Genomic DNA, 15,801 nt, shown 5'->3' with positions numbered 1-15,801 from the left:
GGCCCGGGGCGCTCTGACTGCCGTACGGCTACGAATGCGTGCGCAGGAGCGTCCGCATCGTCCGCATCGCCACCGACAGGTTGGCGAGGTCGAAGGTCTCCGAACCGCGGATCTCCTCCAGGGTGGTGCGCGCCCGGCTCAGGATGGGCGCGTTCTTCTGCTCCCAGGCCTTGAAGCGCTGCTCCGGCGTGGAGGTGCCGTTGCCGACCGCGAGGACGTCCGCGGTGAGCGCCGCGTGCGCCGCGTACAGGTCCTCGCGGATGGAGGCGCGGGCCATCGACTGCCAGCGGTCGTTGCGGGGCAGCTCGATGATGCGGTCCATGAGCTGCGTGATGCTGAGCCGGTCGGCGAGGTCGTAGTACACCTCGGCGACGTCCAGCGGGTCCTTGCCCATGCGGTCGGCCACCGACACGATGTCGAGCGCCGGGAAGGCGGAGGAGAACCCGGCCACGCGCGTGGCCACTTCGTCCGGGACGCCGGCCGCGGACAGCTCGTCGTACACCTGCTGGTACCACTCCAGGTCGGCGCCCCTGAGCAGCTTGGGCAGCTCCTGCCAGACCCGCTCGACCCGCTCGGCGAAGAACTCGACCGTCTCGGCGAGCTGGAGCGGCTGCGGCCGGTTGTTGAGCAGCCAGCGCGTGCCGCGCTCGACGAGCCGGCGCGAGTGCAGCCGGATCCGGGTCTGCACGGCCGCGTCGACCTTGTTGTCCAGCTCCTCCACCGCGTCCCAGACCGGCGCCGAGCGGAAGATCGTGCGGGCCGCGGTCTGCGCCCGGACGATCTCCTCCAGGGAGGCGCCGGTCTCCTCGCGCAGGCGGTGCAGATAGGTCGTACCGCCCGTGTTGACCGTGTCGTTGACCAGCACGGTCGTGGTGATCTCACGGCGCAGCGGGTGCTTGTCGATCGCCTCGGCGAACTTCTCGCGCAGGGCCGTCGGGAAGTAGGCGTGCAGCAGGCCCCGCAGGTACGGGTCGTCGGGGAGCGTGGTGTGCAACAGCTCCTCGGCGACCGTGATCTTCGTGTACGCCAGGACGACGGCGGTCTCCGGGCCGGTGAGGCCCTGCCCCTGGGCGAGGCGCTCGCGGATCTGGCGGTCGGTCGGCAGGAACTCCAGCGCCCGGTCCAGGTGGCCCTCGCGCACCAGGTGGCGGATGAACCGCTGCTGGGCGTGGAGCATGTCCTTGGCCTGGAACAGGGCGTTGGCGATCGCGGTGTTCTGCGCGTAGTTGTTGCGCAGGACCAGCGCGCCGACCTCGTCGGTCATCTCGGCGAGCAGCTTGTTGCGCTGCTTGACGGTCATGTCGCCGTCCGCGACCAGACCGTTGAGCAGGATCTTGATGTTCACCTCGTGGTCGGAGGTGTCCACGCCGGCGCTGTTGTCGATCGCATCGGTGTTGATCTTGCCGCCGTGCATGGCGAACTCGATCCGGCCGAGCTGGGTCAGGCCCAGGTTGCCGCCCTCGCCGACGACCTTCACCCGCAGGTCGCTGCCGTCGACGCGGATGGCGTCGTTGGCCTTGTCGCCGACGTCCGCGTGCGACTCGGCCGACGACTTCACGTAGGTGCCGATGCCGCCGTTCCACAGCAGGTCCACCGGCGCCTTGAGGATGGCCTTCATCAGGTCGGCCGGGGTCATCTTGGTGACCTTGTCCTCGATGCCCAGTGCCTCGCGGATGTGGGCGTTCACCGGGATCGACTTGGCGCTGCGCGGGAAGATCCCGCCGCCCGCCGACAGCAGCTCGGTGTCGTAGTCGGCCCAGCTGGAGCGGGGCAGCTCGAACAGCCGGCGGCGCTCGGCGTAGGAGGTGGCCGCGTCCGGGTTCGGGTCGATGAAGATGTGCCGGTGGTCGAAGGCGGCGACCAGACGGATGTGCTCCGAGAGCAGCATGCCGTTGCCGAACACGTCACCGGACATGTCACCGATGCCGACGACCGTGAAGTCCTCGGTCTGGGTGTCCACGCCCAGCTCGCGGAAGTGCCGCTTCACGGACTCCCACGCGCCGCGCGCGGTGATGCCCATGCCCTTGTGGTCGTAGCCGGCCGAGCCGCCGGAGGCGAAGGCGTCGCCGAGCCAGAAGTTGTACTTCTCGGCGACTCCGTTGGCGATGTCGGAGAAGGTGGCGGTGCCCTTGTCGGCGGCGACGACCAGGTAGGTGTCGTCGCCGTCGTGCCGGACGACGTCCTGCGGGGGCACGACCTCGCCGGCGACCATGTTGTCGGTGATGTCGAGCAGGCCCGAGATGAACATCTTGTAGCTGGCGATGCCCTCGGCCATCCAGGCGTCGCGGTCCACGCTCGGGTCCGGCAGCTGCTTGGCGACGAAGCCGCCCTTGGCGCCGACCGGCACGATGACCGTGTTCTTCACCATCTGCGCCTTGACCAGGCCGAGGATCTCGGTGCGGAAGTCCTCGCGCCGGTCGGACCAGCGCAGGCCGCCGCGCGCGACCTTGCCGAAGCGCAGGTGCACGCCCTCGACACGCGGCGAGTACACCCAGATCTCGTACGCCGGGCGGGGCGCCGGCAGGTCCGGGATGGCCTGCGGGTCGAACTTCATGGAGACGTAGTCGTGCGGCTTGCCGCCCTCCGCCTCCTGGAAGAAGTTCGTGCGCAGGGTCGCCTTGATGACGGTGAGGAAGGACCGCAGGATCCTGTCCTCGTCCAGGCTCGCCACCTGGTCCAGGGCCGCGTCGACCTCCTCGAGGAGGGCGTCGATCAGCTCCAGGCCGGCCTTCTGCCGGTCCGGGGACATCCGGGCCTCGAACAGGGAGACGAGGAGCCGGGTGGTGTGGACGTTGTTGCGGAGGGTGTCCTCCATGTAGTCCTGCGAGAAGGTCGAGCCGGCCTGCCGCAGGTACTTGGCGTAGGCGCGCAGCACCATCGCCTGCCGCCAGGTCAGCCCGGCGCTCAGCACGAGCGCGTTGAAGCCGTCGTTCTCCGCCTTGCCGGTCCAGGTGGCGGCGAAGGCCTCCTGGAAGCGCTCGCGGGCGTCGTCGCCGAGGTCCCCGCCCGCGCTCGTCGCCTGGGGCATGCGCAGGCCGAAGTCGTAGATCCACGCCGTGGTGCGGTCCGCGCAGCGCAGCTCGTACGGCCGCTCGTCGGTGACCTCGACGCCGAGGCGGCTGAGCACCGGCAGCACCTTGGACAGGGAGACGGTGCCGCCCTTCTGGTAGATCTTGAACCGGCGCTCCTCCGGTCCCGCGCCCACCGGCTCGTACAGGCTCAGGCTGAAGGTCTTGTCCTCGCTGAGCTGCTCCAGGTGGACGAGGTCGGCGACCGCGGCGCGCGGGGTGTGGTCGGCCTTGTAGCCCTCGGGGAAGGCGTTGTTGTAACGGCGCAGCACCTCGGCCGCGCGCTCCTCGCCGCACTCGGCGGTCAGTGCCTCGGCGAACGCGTCGGCCCAGGAACGGGCGGCCTCGACCAGGCGGGCCTCGATGCGCTCCTTGTCGGCGTCCGACAGCTGGGGCAGCTCGGTGCCCGGCGGGACGCGGACGACGAAGTGCAGCCGGGAGAGGATCGACTCGGTGTTCCAGGCGGTGAAGTCGACGCTGACGCCGCCGAGCTCCTCCTTGAGGATGTCGATGATCCTGAGGCGGACCCCGGTGGTGTAGCGGTCCCGCGGCAGGTAGACGAGGGCCGAGTAGTAGCGGCCGTACTCGTCCTGGCGCAGGTAGAGCCGCAGCCGGCGCCGCTCCTGCAGGTAGAGGACGCTCGTGACGATGGACTGCAGTTCGGCGGCGGGCGTCTGGAACAGCTCGTCGCGCGGGTAGGTCTCCAGGATCTGCAGCAGATCGCGGCCGTCGTGGCTGTTGGGCGAGAACCCTGCGCGCTCCAGCACCTCGTCGACCTTGCGGCGGATGACCGGGACGCGGCGCACGGACTCGGTGTAGGCGGCGGAGGAGAACAGGCCCAGGAAGCGGCGCTCGCCGACGACGTTGCCGTCCGCGTCGAACTTCTTGACGCCGATGTAGTCCAGGTACGACGGCCGGTGCACGGTCGCGCGGCTGTTGGCCTTGGTCAGCACGAGCAGCCGGTGCTCGCGGGCCTTGGCGCGGGCGTCGGCCGGCAGCCGCTCGAAGGAGGGGCTGACCGGGTGCTTCTCGTCCTCGGCATGGCGCGGGTCCGAGCGCAGTATGCCCAGGCCGGTGCCGGGGACGGCGGCGAGCGTGTCGTCCTCGCGCAGCTGGTACTCGCGGTAGCCGAGGAAGGTGAAGTGGTCGTCGGCCAGCCAGCGCAGCAGCTCGCGGGCCTCCTCGGCCTCGGCCGCGGGCAGGTCGCCGGGAAGGGGCTCGCTCTGCAGGCCGGCGGCGATCCGGGTCGCCGCGTCCCGCATCTTCTCCCAGTCCTCGACCGCCTCGCGGACGTCGTTGAGCACGCGCAGCAGGTCGGCGGTGATCTCCTTCAGGTCGGCGCGGTCGGTCTCCCGGTCGATCTCGACGTGGATCCAGGACTCGACGTGCGCGTCGTGCGGCAGGTCGCCGCCCGGCGGGTCGGTCAGGACCTCGATCAGCTTGCCGGTCAGGTCGCGCCGGACGACGAACTGGGGGTGGATCACGACGTGGATGCCGCGCCCGCGCCGGGTCAGCTCGTTGGTGACCGAGTCGACGAGGAAGGGCATGTCGTCGGTGACGACCTCCACGACCGAGTGGCTGCAGGTCCAGCCGTTCTCCTCCACGGTCGGGGTGTGGACCCGCACGTTCGCCGTGCCCTGGGGGCGGTTCTCGGCGAGACGGTAGTGCGAGACCGCGGCGCCGAAGACGTCGACCGGGTCGCGGTCGGTGAGGTCTTCCGGGGCGGTGTGCAGGTAGTAGCGCTGGAGGAACGCGAGCACGGACTCGCTGTCCGAGGTGTCCGGAGAGCCCTCGCCCGCGGTCCCGGTCGGTAGGTGCCCCCCGACCGGGCTGTTCTCAGCTACCCGGGCAGCCCTCTCGAGCAGCTCGGCCTTGGCTTCGTCCAGCTTGGTCTGCATTGTCCTCTGACTCCTGTCGCGCGCCGTTGCGTGACGTAGAAGGAAGTACGGTCTCTTTCCCTCCGGCTCGACGCCACGGCCCGGGGTCTCCGGTCCGCATCGACGCTATGCCGCGAGGTGAGATGAGCGGGGGGATTTCAGCCATTCTCGATACGCCCGTCGGGTGTGACGCTGCTCTCGGCGCCACCGTCTCCAGGGGTGTCCTCGGCGTCCCCGGGGCTGCCACGGCCCCGTCCCGCCCGCGAAGACCAGCGACCGCCGCCCGGTCACGGAGGTGCTCCGTGCAACCCGGGCGCAGGGCAGGGGCAGCGTCGCCCCCGCGAGATATCGCGCTGATCACGCCACAAGGCTATCGCTCCTTACCGGGGGCCCGTCATGAGCCGTATGTGTACAAAACCGAGGGGTCAAGTTTGACGTTCTGCACAGGGGTGGGGCGGGCCGCGGTGACGTATCCGGAGGGGGGTGACGCGTGTGGGTGTCCCGGTCGCGCCGCACCGACCCCGACTGCACCCTGAGAGCAGGACATGGGCCCGAACGGCGACCGTCCCCCTTGGCAAGCATGCCCGGTGTTGGCACGTTGCCAGTGACAGCGAGTCCCGCACAGGAGCACACGGAGCGCACGGAGCACACAGCGCGTGCGGACAGCGCGCGGGCCGTGCGCGCCGGCAGTACAGGAGCACCGGAGCACCCGGAGGAGCCGACATGCCCACGAAGATCCTGATCGTCACCGGCGACGCGGCGGAGTCCCTGGAAGTCCTCTACCCGTACCAGCGCCTTCGCGAGGAGGGCTACGAGGTCCACATCGCGGCCCCGTCCCGCAAGACCCTGCGCTTCGTCGTCCACGACTTCGAACCCGGCTACGACACCTACACCGAGAAGCCCGGCTACACCTGGCCCGCCGATCTGGCCTTCGCCGACGTGGACCCCGGCGAGTACGCGGCCCTCGTCATCCCCGGCGGCCGGGCCCCGGAGTACCTGCGCAACGACCCCGAACTGCGCAAGATCCTCAAGGCGTTCTTCGACTCCGACCGGCCGGTCGCCCAGATCTGCCACGGTCCCCTGCTCACCGCGGCGATCGACAGCCTGCGCGGCCGCCGGGTCACGGCGTACCCCGCGCTGGAGCCGGACATGCAGGCGGCCGGAGCGAGCTTCCAGGACACCGAAGCGGTGGTCGACGGCACCCTCGTCTCCTCCCGCGCCTGGCCCGACCACCCGACCTGGATGCGCGAGTTCCTGAAGGTACTCCGCTCCAAGGCCCCGGCGAGCTGAGCAGGACGCGGTGAGCAGGCCAGGGCGCCGGCAGGCGGGCCAAAGCGCCGGTGAGCCGGCCAGCGCGCCGGTAGGCGGGCCAGGGCGGCGGTGAGCCGACCCGGCGCCCGTGGGCCAGCCAAGGCACCGGTGTGTGGGCCAAGGCGCCGGTGAGCCAGCCAGGGCCCGGAGGGCGGGCCAAGGCGCCGGTAGGCCGACCCGGCGCCGGTGGGCCAGCCAAGGTGCCCGTGGGCCAGCCAGGGCGCCGGAGGGCGGGCCAGGGCGCCCGGTGGGCCAGCCAAGGCCCGGGTAGGCCGACCAGGGCACCGGTGAGCCGACCAGGACGCCCGGTGGGCCAGCCAGGGCGCCGGTGGGCCGACACGGCGCCGGTGGGCCGGCCAGGACGCCCGGTGGGCCGGCCAGGGCGCCGGCGAGCTGAACAGGGCGCCGGTGGGCCGGGGCCGGGCGGTGGCGGAGTCGGTTACGCCGCTATTCGCTGGGCTTCCTCCACCGCCTCCGCCAGCGTGTCCACCACCGGGACCCCCACCTGCTCGAGGCTGGCCCGGCTGTGCGATCCCCCGGTGTACAGCACGGCCCGCGCTCCCACCTCCCGCGCCGCGACGGCGTCGTCCGCCGCGTCCCCGATCACCACGGTCCGCGCAGGCTCCACGATCCCGCCCAGCGCCCCCAGATGCCGGACCATGTGCGCGGCCTTGCTGCCCCCGGACGGCCCCGTGCGCCCCTCGACCCGCAGGAAGTGCGCCTCTATCCCGAACCCCCGCACGAGCGGCACCAGTTCCTCGTGCACGTACATGCTCAGCAGCGACTGGCTTCCCCCCGCCGACCGCCACCCCGAGAGCAGCGCCTCCGCGCCCTCGGTCAGCCCGCACCGCGCCCGGTGCTCGGCGTAGTACCGGTGGAAGACCTGGTCCATCAGCTCCCACTCGGCATCGGTCGGCAGCCGCCCGAGCAGCCGCTCGTAGAACTTCGGCACCGGCACGCAGTACAGCGCCCGGTACTGCTCCAGCGTGATCGGCGCGAGCCCCAGCTCGGCGAAGGCCGCGTTCGTCGCCCCGATGATCGCGTCATTGTCGTGGAACAGCGTGCCGTTCCAGTCCCAGACGATGTGCGCGTTTGCCTGCATCCCCATGCCAAAGACCGTACCCGCCGCCACTGACAACGGCGCCGGACCGGCGCCCGCGCGCGGCCCCCGCGGGGGCGTGGGCGTGATCAGGCCAGTCCGACCAGGTTGGGGATCTCCTGCGTGGCGTACCACAGCAGCTCGTGATCCTCCGCACCGTCCACGACGAACTGCGCGTCGTCGTCCCCGCCGTCGGCCGCCGGGAGCGCTTCGGCCGCCGCGGCCACGTCCTGCTCCGCGTCATCGGCGTCGACGTGCACCGCGGCCGCCTTGGCGAGCGGCACGGTCGCCGTCACGGTCACCTCGCCGAGCGCGGCCGGGTCGAGCGCGCGGTCCGGGTCCACGCGCACGGCGGCGTCGGCCACGTCCACCGCGACCACCACCCGGCGCCGTACCGCATCGGGGTCCGCCGCCAGCAGCCGCAGCGAGGCCAGCGCGGCGCGGCTGAGCGCCGCGTACTCCAGTTCCTCGATGTCCTCGGAGAGGTACCACTCGCGCAGCCCGGGGGTGACGGCGTACGCGGCGAACGGTCCGGTCCCCAGCTCGCCCGTCTTGTGCGCCTCGGCGAGACCGGGAAGGGTCAGGGGGACGTAGACGCGCATGCTGGCCGCTCTTTCCTGCTCAAAAGGCTCCGCTGTGGCCCCGGGAAGGCCGGCTGCCGCGTCTCCCGGAGGGCCTTCAGGATACGTGTGCCCGTCCCCTTTCGGGTCTGTGCCCACACGCGGGAAGCCGTCCACCCCGCGCCCGGCGTTCACCCGGCGCACCCGCTGCGTTCCGCGGCCCGGCGGCCCCCGCGTCCCTCGGATAGGTGAACCGCTCGGGCGCCGCCGCCACGTCCCCGCCGTCCTTGCCACCCGGTTGCGGGCCCCGTACAAGATCCCCACCAGCGAGTTACCGCCCGGTACGTCCGGGCCCGCCGAACGGGGACCCCATGAACAAGGTCATGAGCCGCACCCTGCCCAGGGCGACGAGCCGCACCCCGCAGCCGCGCCACCGCCCGCCGACCCGCCACGACACCCGCCGCCCGGGCGGCGCCCCGCCCCGCAAGCCGCCGGTCGGCAACAGGCGCGAGACGCCACCGCCCGCGCCCGCGGGCCCGAGCGCGGTCCGCACGGCGCCGCCGGCCGTCCCGCCGCCGCACCGCCCCACCGACCTCTTCGCCGACCGCCTGCTGGCCGTCCTGAGCGGTCAGCGGCCCGTCCACTGGATGCTCCGGCACACCGCGGGCCGCGCCTACGACGACCTGGCCCGCCTCGCCGAGCGCAGCCCCCTGCGTACCCGTGGGGCCCGTCCGGTCGTCCACGACATCGGCTACTACGTCGCCGGCGAGGGCACCCTCGAGGTGTTCGCCCGCATCGCCGCCGGCGACCGGCTCCGCGCCCTGGCCTTCCGTCTGGAACGCGGCCGGGACCTCCGCTGGCGCTGCACGGCCGTGGAGACCGGGTCGCGGCCGTAGGTCCGCAGGTGCGGCGCCCGTAGTCGCGGCGGGCGCCGCGACCGCGGAAGGGCCGGGTCCCGAAAGGAACCCGGCCCTTCTCCCTGCGGCAACAACCCGTGCCGATGGGCGTGTTGCTTCTCCGGCCCGTGGGCGACGGCGCGTTACTTCTTGCGGCGCCGGCCGCCCTTCGCCTGCCGCCGCCGCTCGGCGCGCGTCAGACCGTCCGCCTCGGAGCGCACCGGCTCCTCGTCCTCGAGGTCGCGCTCCACGATGCCGCCCTCGCCGTCCACGGTCGGCGCCGAGAAGTGCAGGTCGCGCCGCTGCGGAACGTCCAGACCCTTCGCCCGGATCTCCGGCCGCGCCCCGGCCTGCGCCGGAACCGTGTCCGGCACGCCCTCGCCGACCGCCTCCGCGGCCTCGACCGGGACCTCCTCGACCTGCTGCTCGACCTGGACCTCCAGGTTGAACAGATAGCCGACGGACTCCTCCTTGATGCCCTCCATCATCGCGGTGAACATGTCGAAGCCCTCACGCTGGTACTCGACCAGCGGGTCCTTCTGCGCCATCGCGCGCAGGCCGATGCCCTCCTGGAGGTAGTCCATCTCGTAGAGGTGCTCGCGCCACTTGCGGTCGAGGACCGACAGCACGACCCGGCGCTCCAGCTCACGCATGATCTCGGAGCCGAGCTGCGCCTCGCGGGCCTCGTACTGCTCGTGGATGTCCTCCTTGATGGACTCGGAGATGAACTCGGCGGTCAGCCCGGCCCGGTCGCCGGCCGCCTCCTCCAGCTCCTCGATGGTGACCTTCACCGGGTACAGCTGCCGGAAGGCGCCCCACAGCCGGTCCAGGTCCCAGTCCTCGGGGAAGCCCTCGGAGGTCTCCGCGTGGACGTACGCGTCGATGGTGTCGTCCATGAAGTGCTGGATCTGCTCCTGCAGGTCCTCGCCCTCCAGCACCCGGCGCCGCTCGCCGTAGATGACCTCGCGCTGCCGGTTGAGGACCTCGTCGTACTTCAGAACGTTCTTACGGGTCTCGAAGTTCTGCTGCTCGACCTGCGACTGCGCGGACGCGATCGCGCGCGTGACCATCTTGTTCTCGATCGGCACGTCGTCCGGCACGTTGGCCATGGACATCACGCGCTCGACCATCTGGGCCTTGAACAGGCGCATCAGGTCGTCGCCGAGGGAGAGGTAGAAGCGGGACTCGCCGGGGTCGCCCTGTCGGCCGGAACGACCGCGCAGCTGGTTGTCGATACGGCGCGACTCGTGCCGCTCGGTGCCGAGGACGTAGAGACCGCCGAGCGCCTCGACCTCCTCCTTCTCGGCCTTGACCGCGGCCTCGGCGCGCTCCAGCGCCGCCGGCAGGGCCGCGGCCCACTCCTCGATGTGCTCCTCGGGGTCAAGGCCGCGCTGACGCAGCTCCGCCTCGGCGAGGTCCTCGGGGTTGCCGCCGAGCTTGATGTCCGTACCACGGCCGGCCATGTTGGTGGCCACGGTCACGGCGCCCTTGCGGCCCGCCTGTGCGACGATCTGCGCCTCGCGCTCGTGGTGCTTGGCGTTCAGCACCTCGTGCTGGATGCCGCGCTTGCTGAGCTGCTGCGAGAGGTACTCCGACTTCTCGACGGAAGTCGTGCCGACGAGGATCGGCTGGCCCTTCTCGTGCTTCTCGGCGATGTCGTCGACGACCGCCTCGAACTTGGCGACCTCGGTGCGGTAGATCAGGTCCGACTGGTCCTTGCGGATCATCGGCTTGTTGGTCGGGATCGGGACCACGCCGAGCTTGTAGATCTGGTGGAACTCGGCGGCCTCGGTCATCGCCGTACCGGTCATGCCGGAGAGCTTCTTGTAGAGGCGGAAGAAGTTCTGCAGGGTGATCGTCGCGAGCGTCTGGTTCTCGTCCTTGATGTCCACCCCTTCCTTCGCCTCGATCGCCTGGTGCATGCCCTCGTTGTAGCGGCGGCCGGCGAGGATACGGCCGGTGTGCTCGTCGACGATCATGACCTCGCCGTCGATGACGACGTAGTCCTTGTCGCGCTTGAAGAGCTCCTTGGCCTTGATGGCGTTGTTCAGGTAGCCCACGAGCGGGGTGTTCACCGACTCGTACAGGTTGTCGATGCCCAGCCAGTCCTCGACCTTGCTGACACCGGACTCGTGGATGGCGACCGTGCGCTTCTTCTCGTCGACGTCGTAGTCGCCGGTCTCCTCGACACCCTTGAGCGGGTTGCCGGCCTCGCCGCGCTTGAGGCGGGTGACCAGCTTGGCGAAGTCGCCGTACCACTTCGTGGCCTGGTCGGCCGGGCCGGAGATGATCAGCGGCGTACGGGCCTCGTCGATGAGGATGGAGTCGACCTCGTCGACGATCGCGAAGTTGTGGCCGCGCTGCACGAGCTCGTCCTTCGACCACGCCATGTTGTCGCGCAGGTAGTCGAAGCCGAACTCGTTGTTCGTGCCGTAGGTGATGTCGCAGTTGTACTGCTCGCGGCGCTGCGCCGGGGTCATGCTGGCGAGGATGACGCCCACGTCCAGGCCCAGGAACTTGTGGACGCGGCCCATCATCTCGGAGTCGCGCTCGGCCAGGTAGTCGTTGACCGTGACGATGTGGACGCCGTCGCCGGACAGGGCGTTCAGATAAGCGGGCAGGGTACCGACGAGGGTCTTGCCCTCACCGGTCTTCATCTCGGCCACGTAGCCGAGGTGGAGGGCGGCACCGCCCATCAGCTGCACGTCGTAGTGCCGCTGCCCGAGCACGCGCTTGGCGGCCTCGCGGACGGTGGCGAACGCCTCGGGGAGCAGGTCGTCCAGGCTCTCACCATCGGCGTACCGCTGCTTGTACTCGTCGGTGAGGGCCCGCAGCTCGGCGTCGGAGAGGTTCACGAAGTCCTCTTCGATGGAGTTGACCTGGTCCGCGATGCGGTGCAGCTTGCGCAGGATCTTGCCTTCGCCTGCACGCATGATCTTCGAGAGGACGGACACGGGGGTTTGTCTCCTTGCCGGTCGGGCCTGGGACGGTCGGTTTCCATTTGACGTACTGAGCAACGGCCATCGTATGCGAGGACCCGGCTGGGCCGGGAGGCCCGGCGAGCCGACGGCTTTCTCATCCGGGACAACGCACGGGCCACGCGGATGGTGCCGCGTTCCGGCAACGTCTTGCGCGAATCGTGATCACTCGATCACGTACAGCGAAAATCGATGGCCCGACCGGGGGAACTCCAGCACAATCGGCCGATGGAACCCGTCACACTGACCACGGACCGACTGCTCCTGCGCACGGTCGGCCCGCTCGACACCCAGGCGGTGTACGACGCCGTGCAGGACCCCGACATCCAGCGCTGGACCACCGTGCCGTCGCCGTATCTGCCCGAGCACGCGAGCGGCTTCACCGAGCAGCTGGTCCCCGACGGCTGGGCACAGGGCTCGATGTTCACCTTCGGCGTGTTCCTCCGCGCCACGGAAGGCGCCCGCGAGGACCGCGCGGGCAGCGGGGCCGGCGACGAAGGCGGCAGGGAACTCGCCGGCATGCTCGGTCTCACCATGCGTTCGCTCGGCGTGGCGGAGATCGGCTTCTGGGCGGCCAAGGAGCACCGCGGCCGCGGCCACGTCACGGAGGCCACGCTCGCCGCCTGCCGGTGGATCTTCACCGAGGTCGGCGTCGACCGGGTCGAGTGGCGCGCCGAGGTGGGCAACGGCGCCTCCCGCGCGGTGGCCGAACGCGCGGGGTTCACCATGGAGGGCACGCTGCGCGCCGCGATCAACAACAAGGGGGTGCGCCGGGACTGCTGGGTCGGCTCCCTGCTCCCCTCGGACCTGAGTCTGCCCTCCACGGCGCCGTACCTGCCCGCCCGCGCCCGGTGAAACCGCAGGTCACGGCGGACTGTCAGTGGCGCCCTCTATCGTCCGGGGCATGACGACCCTTCCGCGCCCGACCACCACGCTCACCGCGGACGACGCCCGCCGCATCGCCCTGCGGGCCCAGGGACTTCTCGGCGCGCCCGACCGGCGGGCCGGCGTCCGCGGGGTGCTGCGCCATCTCGGCGCGGTCCAGCTCGACACGATCTCGGTCCTCGCCCGCTCCCATGAGCTGGTGCCGTACGCCCGGCTCGGCGCGGTCGGCCGCAAGGCGGTCGAGGCGGCGTACTGGAAGGACACCCACGCCTTCGAGTACTGGTCGCACGCTGCGTGCGTGCTGCCCATCGAGGAGTGGCCGTACTTCGCCTTCCGCCGCCGCGCCTACCGCGACCGCCCGCACTGGAACCACGAGCTGCCCGAGGGTGTGTACGACCAGGTCATCAAGCAGTTGCGCACGGAAGGACCGCTGACGTCCACGGAGCTGGGCGGCGCGAAGAAGACGAGCGACTGGTGGGACTGGTCCGGCACCAAGGTCGCGGTGGAGCGCGCGCTGATGTACGGCGAGGTGGTGTGCGTCGAGCGGCGCGGCTGGAAGCGGGTGTACGACCTCGCCGAGCGCGCCGTCCCGGACGCGCTGCTGCACGACCAGCTGGACGACGCCGAGTGCCTGCGCCGCCTGGTCCGGCAGGCCGGCGAGTCCCTGGGAGTGGGCACGCGCGCGGACATCGCCGACTACCACCGCCTCAAGGGCGAGCAGGTCGACGCGGTGATCGCCGACTCGGGTCTGGTGCCGGTGGAGGTCGAGGGCTGGGGCAGGCCGGCCTGGGCCGACCCGGCGGCGCTGGCGGCACCGCCGCGCGGCCGGCACCGGACCACGCTGCTGTCGCCGTTCGACTCCCTGATCTGGGAGCGGGCGCGCACGGAGCGGATCTTCGGCTTCACCCACCGGCTGGAGGCGTATGTGCCCCGGCAGAAGCGGGTGTACGGCTACTTCGCGATGCCGGTGCTCGCGGGCGGCCGGCTGGTCGGGCGGGTCGACCCGGCGCGTGAGGGGCGCACGCTGGTGGCCCGGCAGGTCACCGTGGACGACGCGAGGGCGGTCCCGGCGGTCGCCCAGGCCCTCATCGAGGCGGCGACCTGGGTGAACTGCACGGACGTCCGTGTGGAGCAGGTGGACGCACCGGCCCTGCGCGAGCCGCTCACGCGGGAGCTGGAGCGCGCCCTCGCCTAGAGGCGGGTGCCACGGCTAGCGGATCTCGAGGATCTTCTCCCGCATCGCGTAGACCACCGCTTCCATCCTGGAGTGCAGCTGGAGCTTCTCCAGGATGTTGCGGACGTGGTTCTTCACGGTGTTCTCGGAGATGAACAGCTCCTTGGCGATGTCCCGGTTGTTCATCCCGGTGGCGACGAGCTTGAGCACCTCCAGCTCCCGGTCGGTCAGCCGCGGCGCGGGCACCAGGCGGCGCTCGTCGGTCCGCTGGATCATCGACTTGAACTCGGTGAGCAGCTTGGACGCCATGGACGGGCTGATCTGCGACTGCCCGTCGGCCACGGCCCGGATGGCGGTCGCCACCTCGTCCGTGGAGATCTCCTTGAGCAGGTATCCGGTCGCACCCGCCTTGATCGCGTCGTAGAGGTCGGCCTCCTCGTCGCTGATCGTCAGCATGATGATCTTGGCGCTGGGGGCGACCTCCTTGATGGAGGTGCAGGCCTCGATGCCGCCGCGCTTGGGCATGCGGACGTCCATCAGCACGATGTCGGGCAGCAGATCGGCGGCCTTGTCCACGGCCTCGGCGCCGTCGCCGGCCTCGCCGACGACCTGGATGTCCTCTTCGGCCGCGAGCACGATCTCCAGGCCGCGCCGGAAGAGGGCGTGGTCGTCCACGACCAGGACTCTGATCGGCTCCGCGCGTGCGGAGCCCGCGTCAGGGCCCGTGCCGATGACACCGTCGTCGTCCTCCTCGTCCCGCATCGGTCCGAAGGTGTCCGCCATCGTTCCTCCCCCTGAGGCTGTGGCCTGTGGTCCTGTGCCATCGCCAACCCAAGGCAGCGGCCCACCGATTGGGCCGGTCCAGCCATGATTTCATGCCCGGGCGACACCGGGGTGACGTGCGAGGCGTGAACCGGTCGCACACAGGTGCCCCTGGGGGCGCACACGCGCTTCCAGGGGCACCTGCTCGCGTGGGACCCGGTCGGTCAGCCGCCCAGCGTGCCACCTGCGGCGGGGGGCTGCGCCTCAGCGACCATCGGGTCCGTGCTGAGGTGGATGACGCCGTAGTCGTAGGCGTGGCGGCGGTAGACGACGCTCGGTTCCTTCGTCTCCGCGTCGACGAACAAGTAGAAGTCGTGGCCGACCAGTTCCATCTCGTACAGCGCCTGGTCGAGGCTCATCGGGGCGGCGACGTGCGTCTTCTCGCGGACGACGAGGGGGCCTTCCCCCTTGACCTCCAGCGAACCGATCTTCTTCGTCGGTACGCCGTCCGTCTCCTCCTCCTCGACGGGGAGACCGTTTCCGTTCAGCGTCGCCGCGCCCGGTACGTGGTCGGGGACCTCGGCCGCCGAGATCCGGCGTGCGCCTCGGCGGGAGAAACGCTTGTCGTGCTGCTTGCGCAGCCGGGCGTCCAGCTTCTCCGCAGCCAGGTCGAGTGCCGCGTACGGGTCGCTTGCCGCTGCCTCCGCCCGGATCACCGGACCGCGGGAGCGGAGCGTGATCTCCACTCGGTCACAGCGGTCGGCCTGTCGGGGGTTGGGCTCCTTGGACACCTCGACGTCGAGGCTGATCACCTTGGCATCGAGCCTCTGGATCTTCTCCAGCTTCAGCTTCTCGGCCACGTGCTTGCGGAACCGCTCGGGCACCTCGGTCTTGCGGCCCTTGACGACGATGTCCACGCAGAACTCCGTTCCCGGATCGCTCCGCTCGGTCGGCGGAGCATCTCCCTTTCGCACCAGGTCCGGTGAGCACCGGACCTCGGACTCGGTGACTTCCACCTCCTCCTCCCCCGTGGGCGAGATCTCCACCCCACCGGCACGGGTGATTGCCCAAAACCCGTGACACGGCATTCGGATATGAGAGGTGTGGCCTGCGCCTTTCCTCACAACCGAACATATCTCGCCCGGACGGATGTCGTCACCCTCTACTCCGGCGTACCCCCGTTCAGGTGAA

General features: G+C 70.8%; 10 protein-coding genes. 4 read left to right on the top strand and 6 right to left on the bottom strand.

The genetic code is table 11. The features are described 5' to 3' along the window. Nucleotides 1-28: 28 nt before the first annotated feature. Nucleotides 29-4,966: an NAD-glutamate dehydrogenase gene (locus tag ACGFZN_RS36950; protein WP_393862854.1), complete on the bottom strand. Its 4,938-nt coding sequence runs from the start codon at nt 4,964-4,966 to the stop codon at nt 29-31. A gap of 702 nt (nt 4,967-5,668) precedes the next feature. Between ACGFZN_RS36950 and ACGFZN_RS36945 the strand changes: the two genes are divergently transcribed. Next, nucleotides 5,669-6,235 carry a DJ-1/PfpI family protein gene (locus ACGFZN_RS36945; protein ID WP_361979270.1) on the top strand — a complete coding sequence of 189 codons (567 nt, stop codon included), beginning with the start codon at nt 5,669-5,671 and terminating at the stop codon, nt 6,233-6,235. Nucleotides 6,236-6,695: 460 nt separating this feature from the next. Here the strand turns inward: ACGFZN_RS36945 and ACGFZN_RS36940 are convergent, their stop codons facing one another. Together ACGFZN_RS36940 and ACGFZN_RS36935 are read right to left on the bottom strand one after the other, a co-directional pair. Then, a complete protein-coding gene (locus ACGFZN_RS36940; protein WP_393862853.1) occupies nt 6,696-7,364 on the bottom strand; it encodes an HAD family hydrolase in 669 nt (222 codons plus the stop codon). 80 nt (nt 7,365-7,444) lie between these two features. Beyond that, nucleotides 7,445-7,957 (bottom strand): DUF6912 family protein, encoded by a 513-nt coding sequence (locus ACGFZN_RS36935; protein WP_393862852.1) that lies wholly within the window; start codon nt 7,955-7,957, stop codon nt 7,445-7,447. A gap of 329 nt (nt 7,958-8,286) precedes the next feature. On the opposite strand from ACGFZN_RS36935, the gene ACGFZN_RS36930 reads away from it, so the two are divergent. Beyond that, entirely contained in the window at nt 8,287-8,811 is a 525-nt protein-coding gene (locus tag ACGFZN_RS36930; protein ID WP_393862851.1) for an Rv3235 family protein, read from the top strand. Nucleotides 8,812-8,954: 143 nt separating this feature from the next. Here the strand turns inward: ACGFZN_RS36930 and secA are convergent, their stop codons facing one another. Next, nucleotides 8,955-11,765 (bottom strand): preprotein translocase subunit SecA, encoded by a 2,811-nt coding sequence (gene secA / locus ACGFZN_RS36925; RefSeq protein WP_393862850.1) that lies wholly within the window; start codon nt 11,763-11,765, stop codon nt 8,955-8,957. A 252-nt stretch (nt 11,766-12,017) separates the two neighbouring features. Between secA and ACGFZN_RS36920 the strand changes: the two genes are divergently transcribed. Further along, entirely contained in the window at nt 12,018-12,644 is a 627-nt protein-coding gene (locus ACGFZN_RS36920) for a GNAT family N-acetyltransferase (RefSeq protein WP_393862849.1), read from the top strand. 49 nt (nt 12,645-12,693) lie between these two features. Then, nucleotides 12,694-13,869: a winged helix-turn-helix domain-containing protein gene (locus ACGFZN_RS36915; protein WP_393862848.1), complete on the top strand. Its 1,176-nt coding sequence runs from the start codon at nt 12,694-12,696 to the stop codon at nt 13,867-13,869. Nucleotides 13,870-13,884: 15 nt separating this feature from the next. Here the strand turns inward: ACGFZN_RS36915 and ACGFZN_RS36910 are convergent, their stop codons facing one another. Both ACGFZN_RS36910 and hpf read right to left on the bottom strand, forming a co-directional pair. After that, on the bottom strand, nt 13,885-14,631 hold the full coding sequence (locus ACGFZN_RS36910) for a response regulator (RefSeq protein WP_393862847.1): 747 nt from the start codon (nt 14,629-14,631) through the stop codon (nt 13,885-13,887). A gap of 203 nt (nt 14,632-14,834) precedes the next feature. Next, the gene (hpf, locus tag ACGFZN_RS36905) at nt 14,835-15,527 is read right to left on the bottom strand and encodes a ribosome hibernation-promoting factor, HPF/YfiA family (RefSeq protein WP_393862846.1); all 693 of its coding nucleotides are present in this window, start codon (nt 15,525-15,527) and stop codon (nt 14,835-14,837) included. Nucleotides 15,528-15,801: the final 274 nt, after the last annotated feature.

The sequence above is a fragment of the Streptomyces sp. NPDC048192 genome (genome assembly GCF_043202415.1).
Taxonomy (GTDB): Bacteria; Actinomycetota; Actinomycetes; order Streptomycetales; family Streptomycetaceae; genus Streptomyces.
This window is presented reverse-complemented; position numbering and strand designations above follow the sequence as displayed.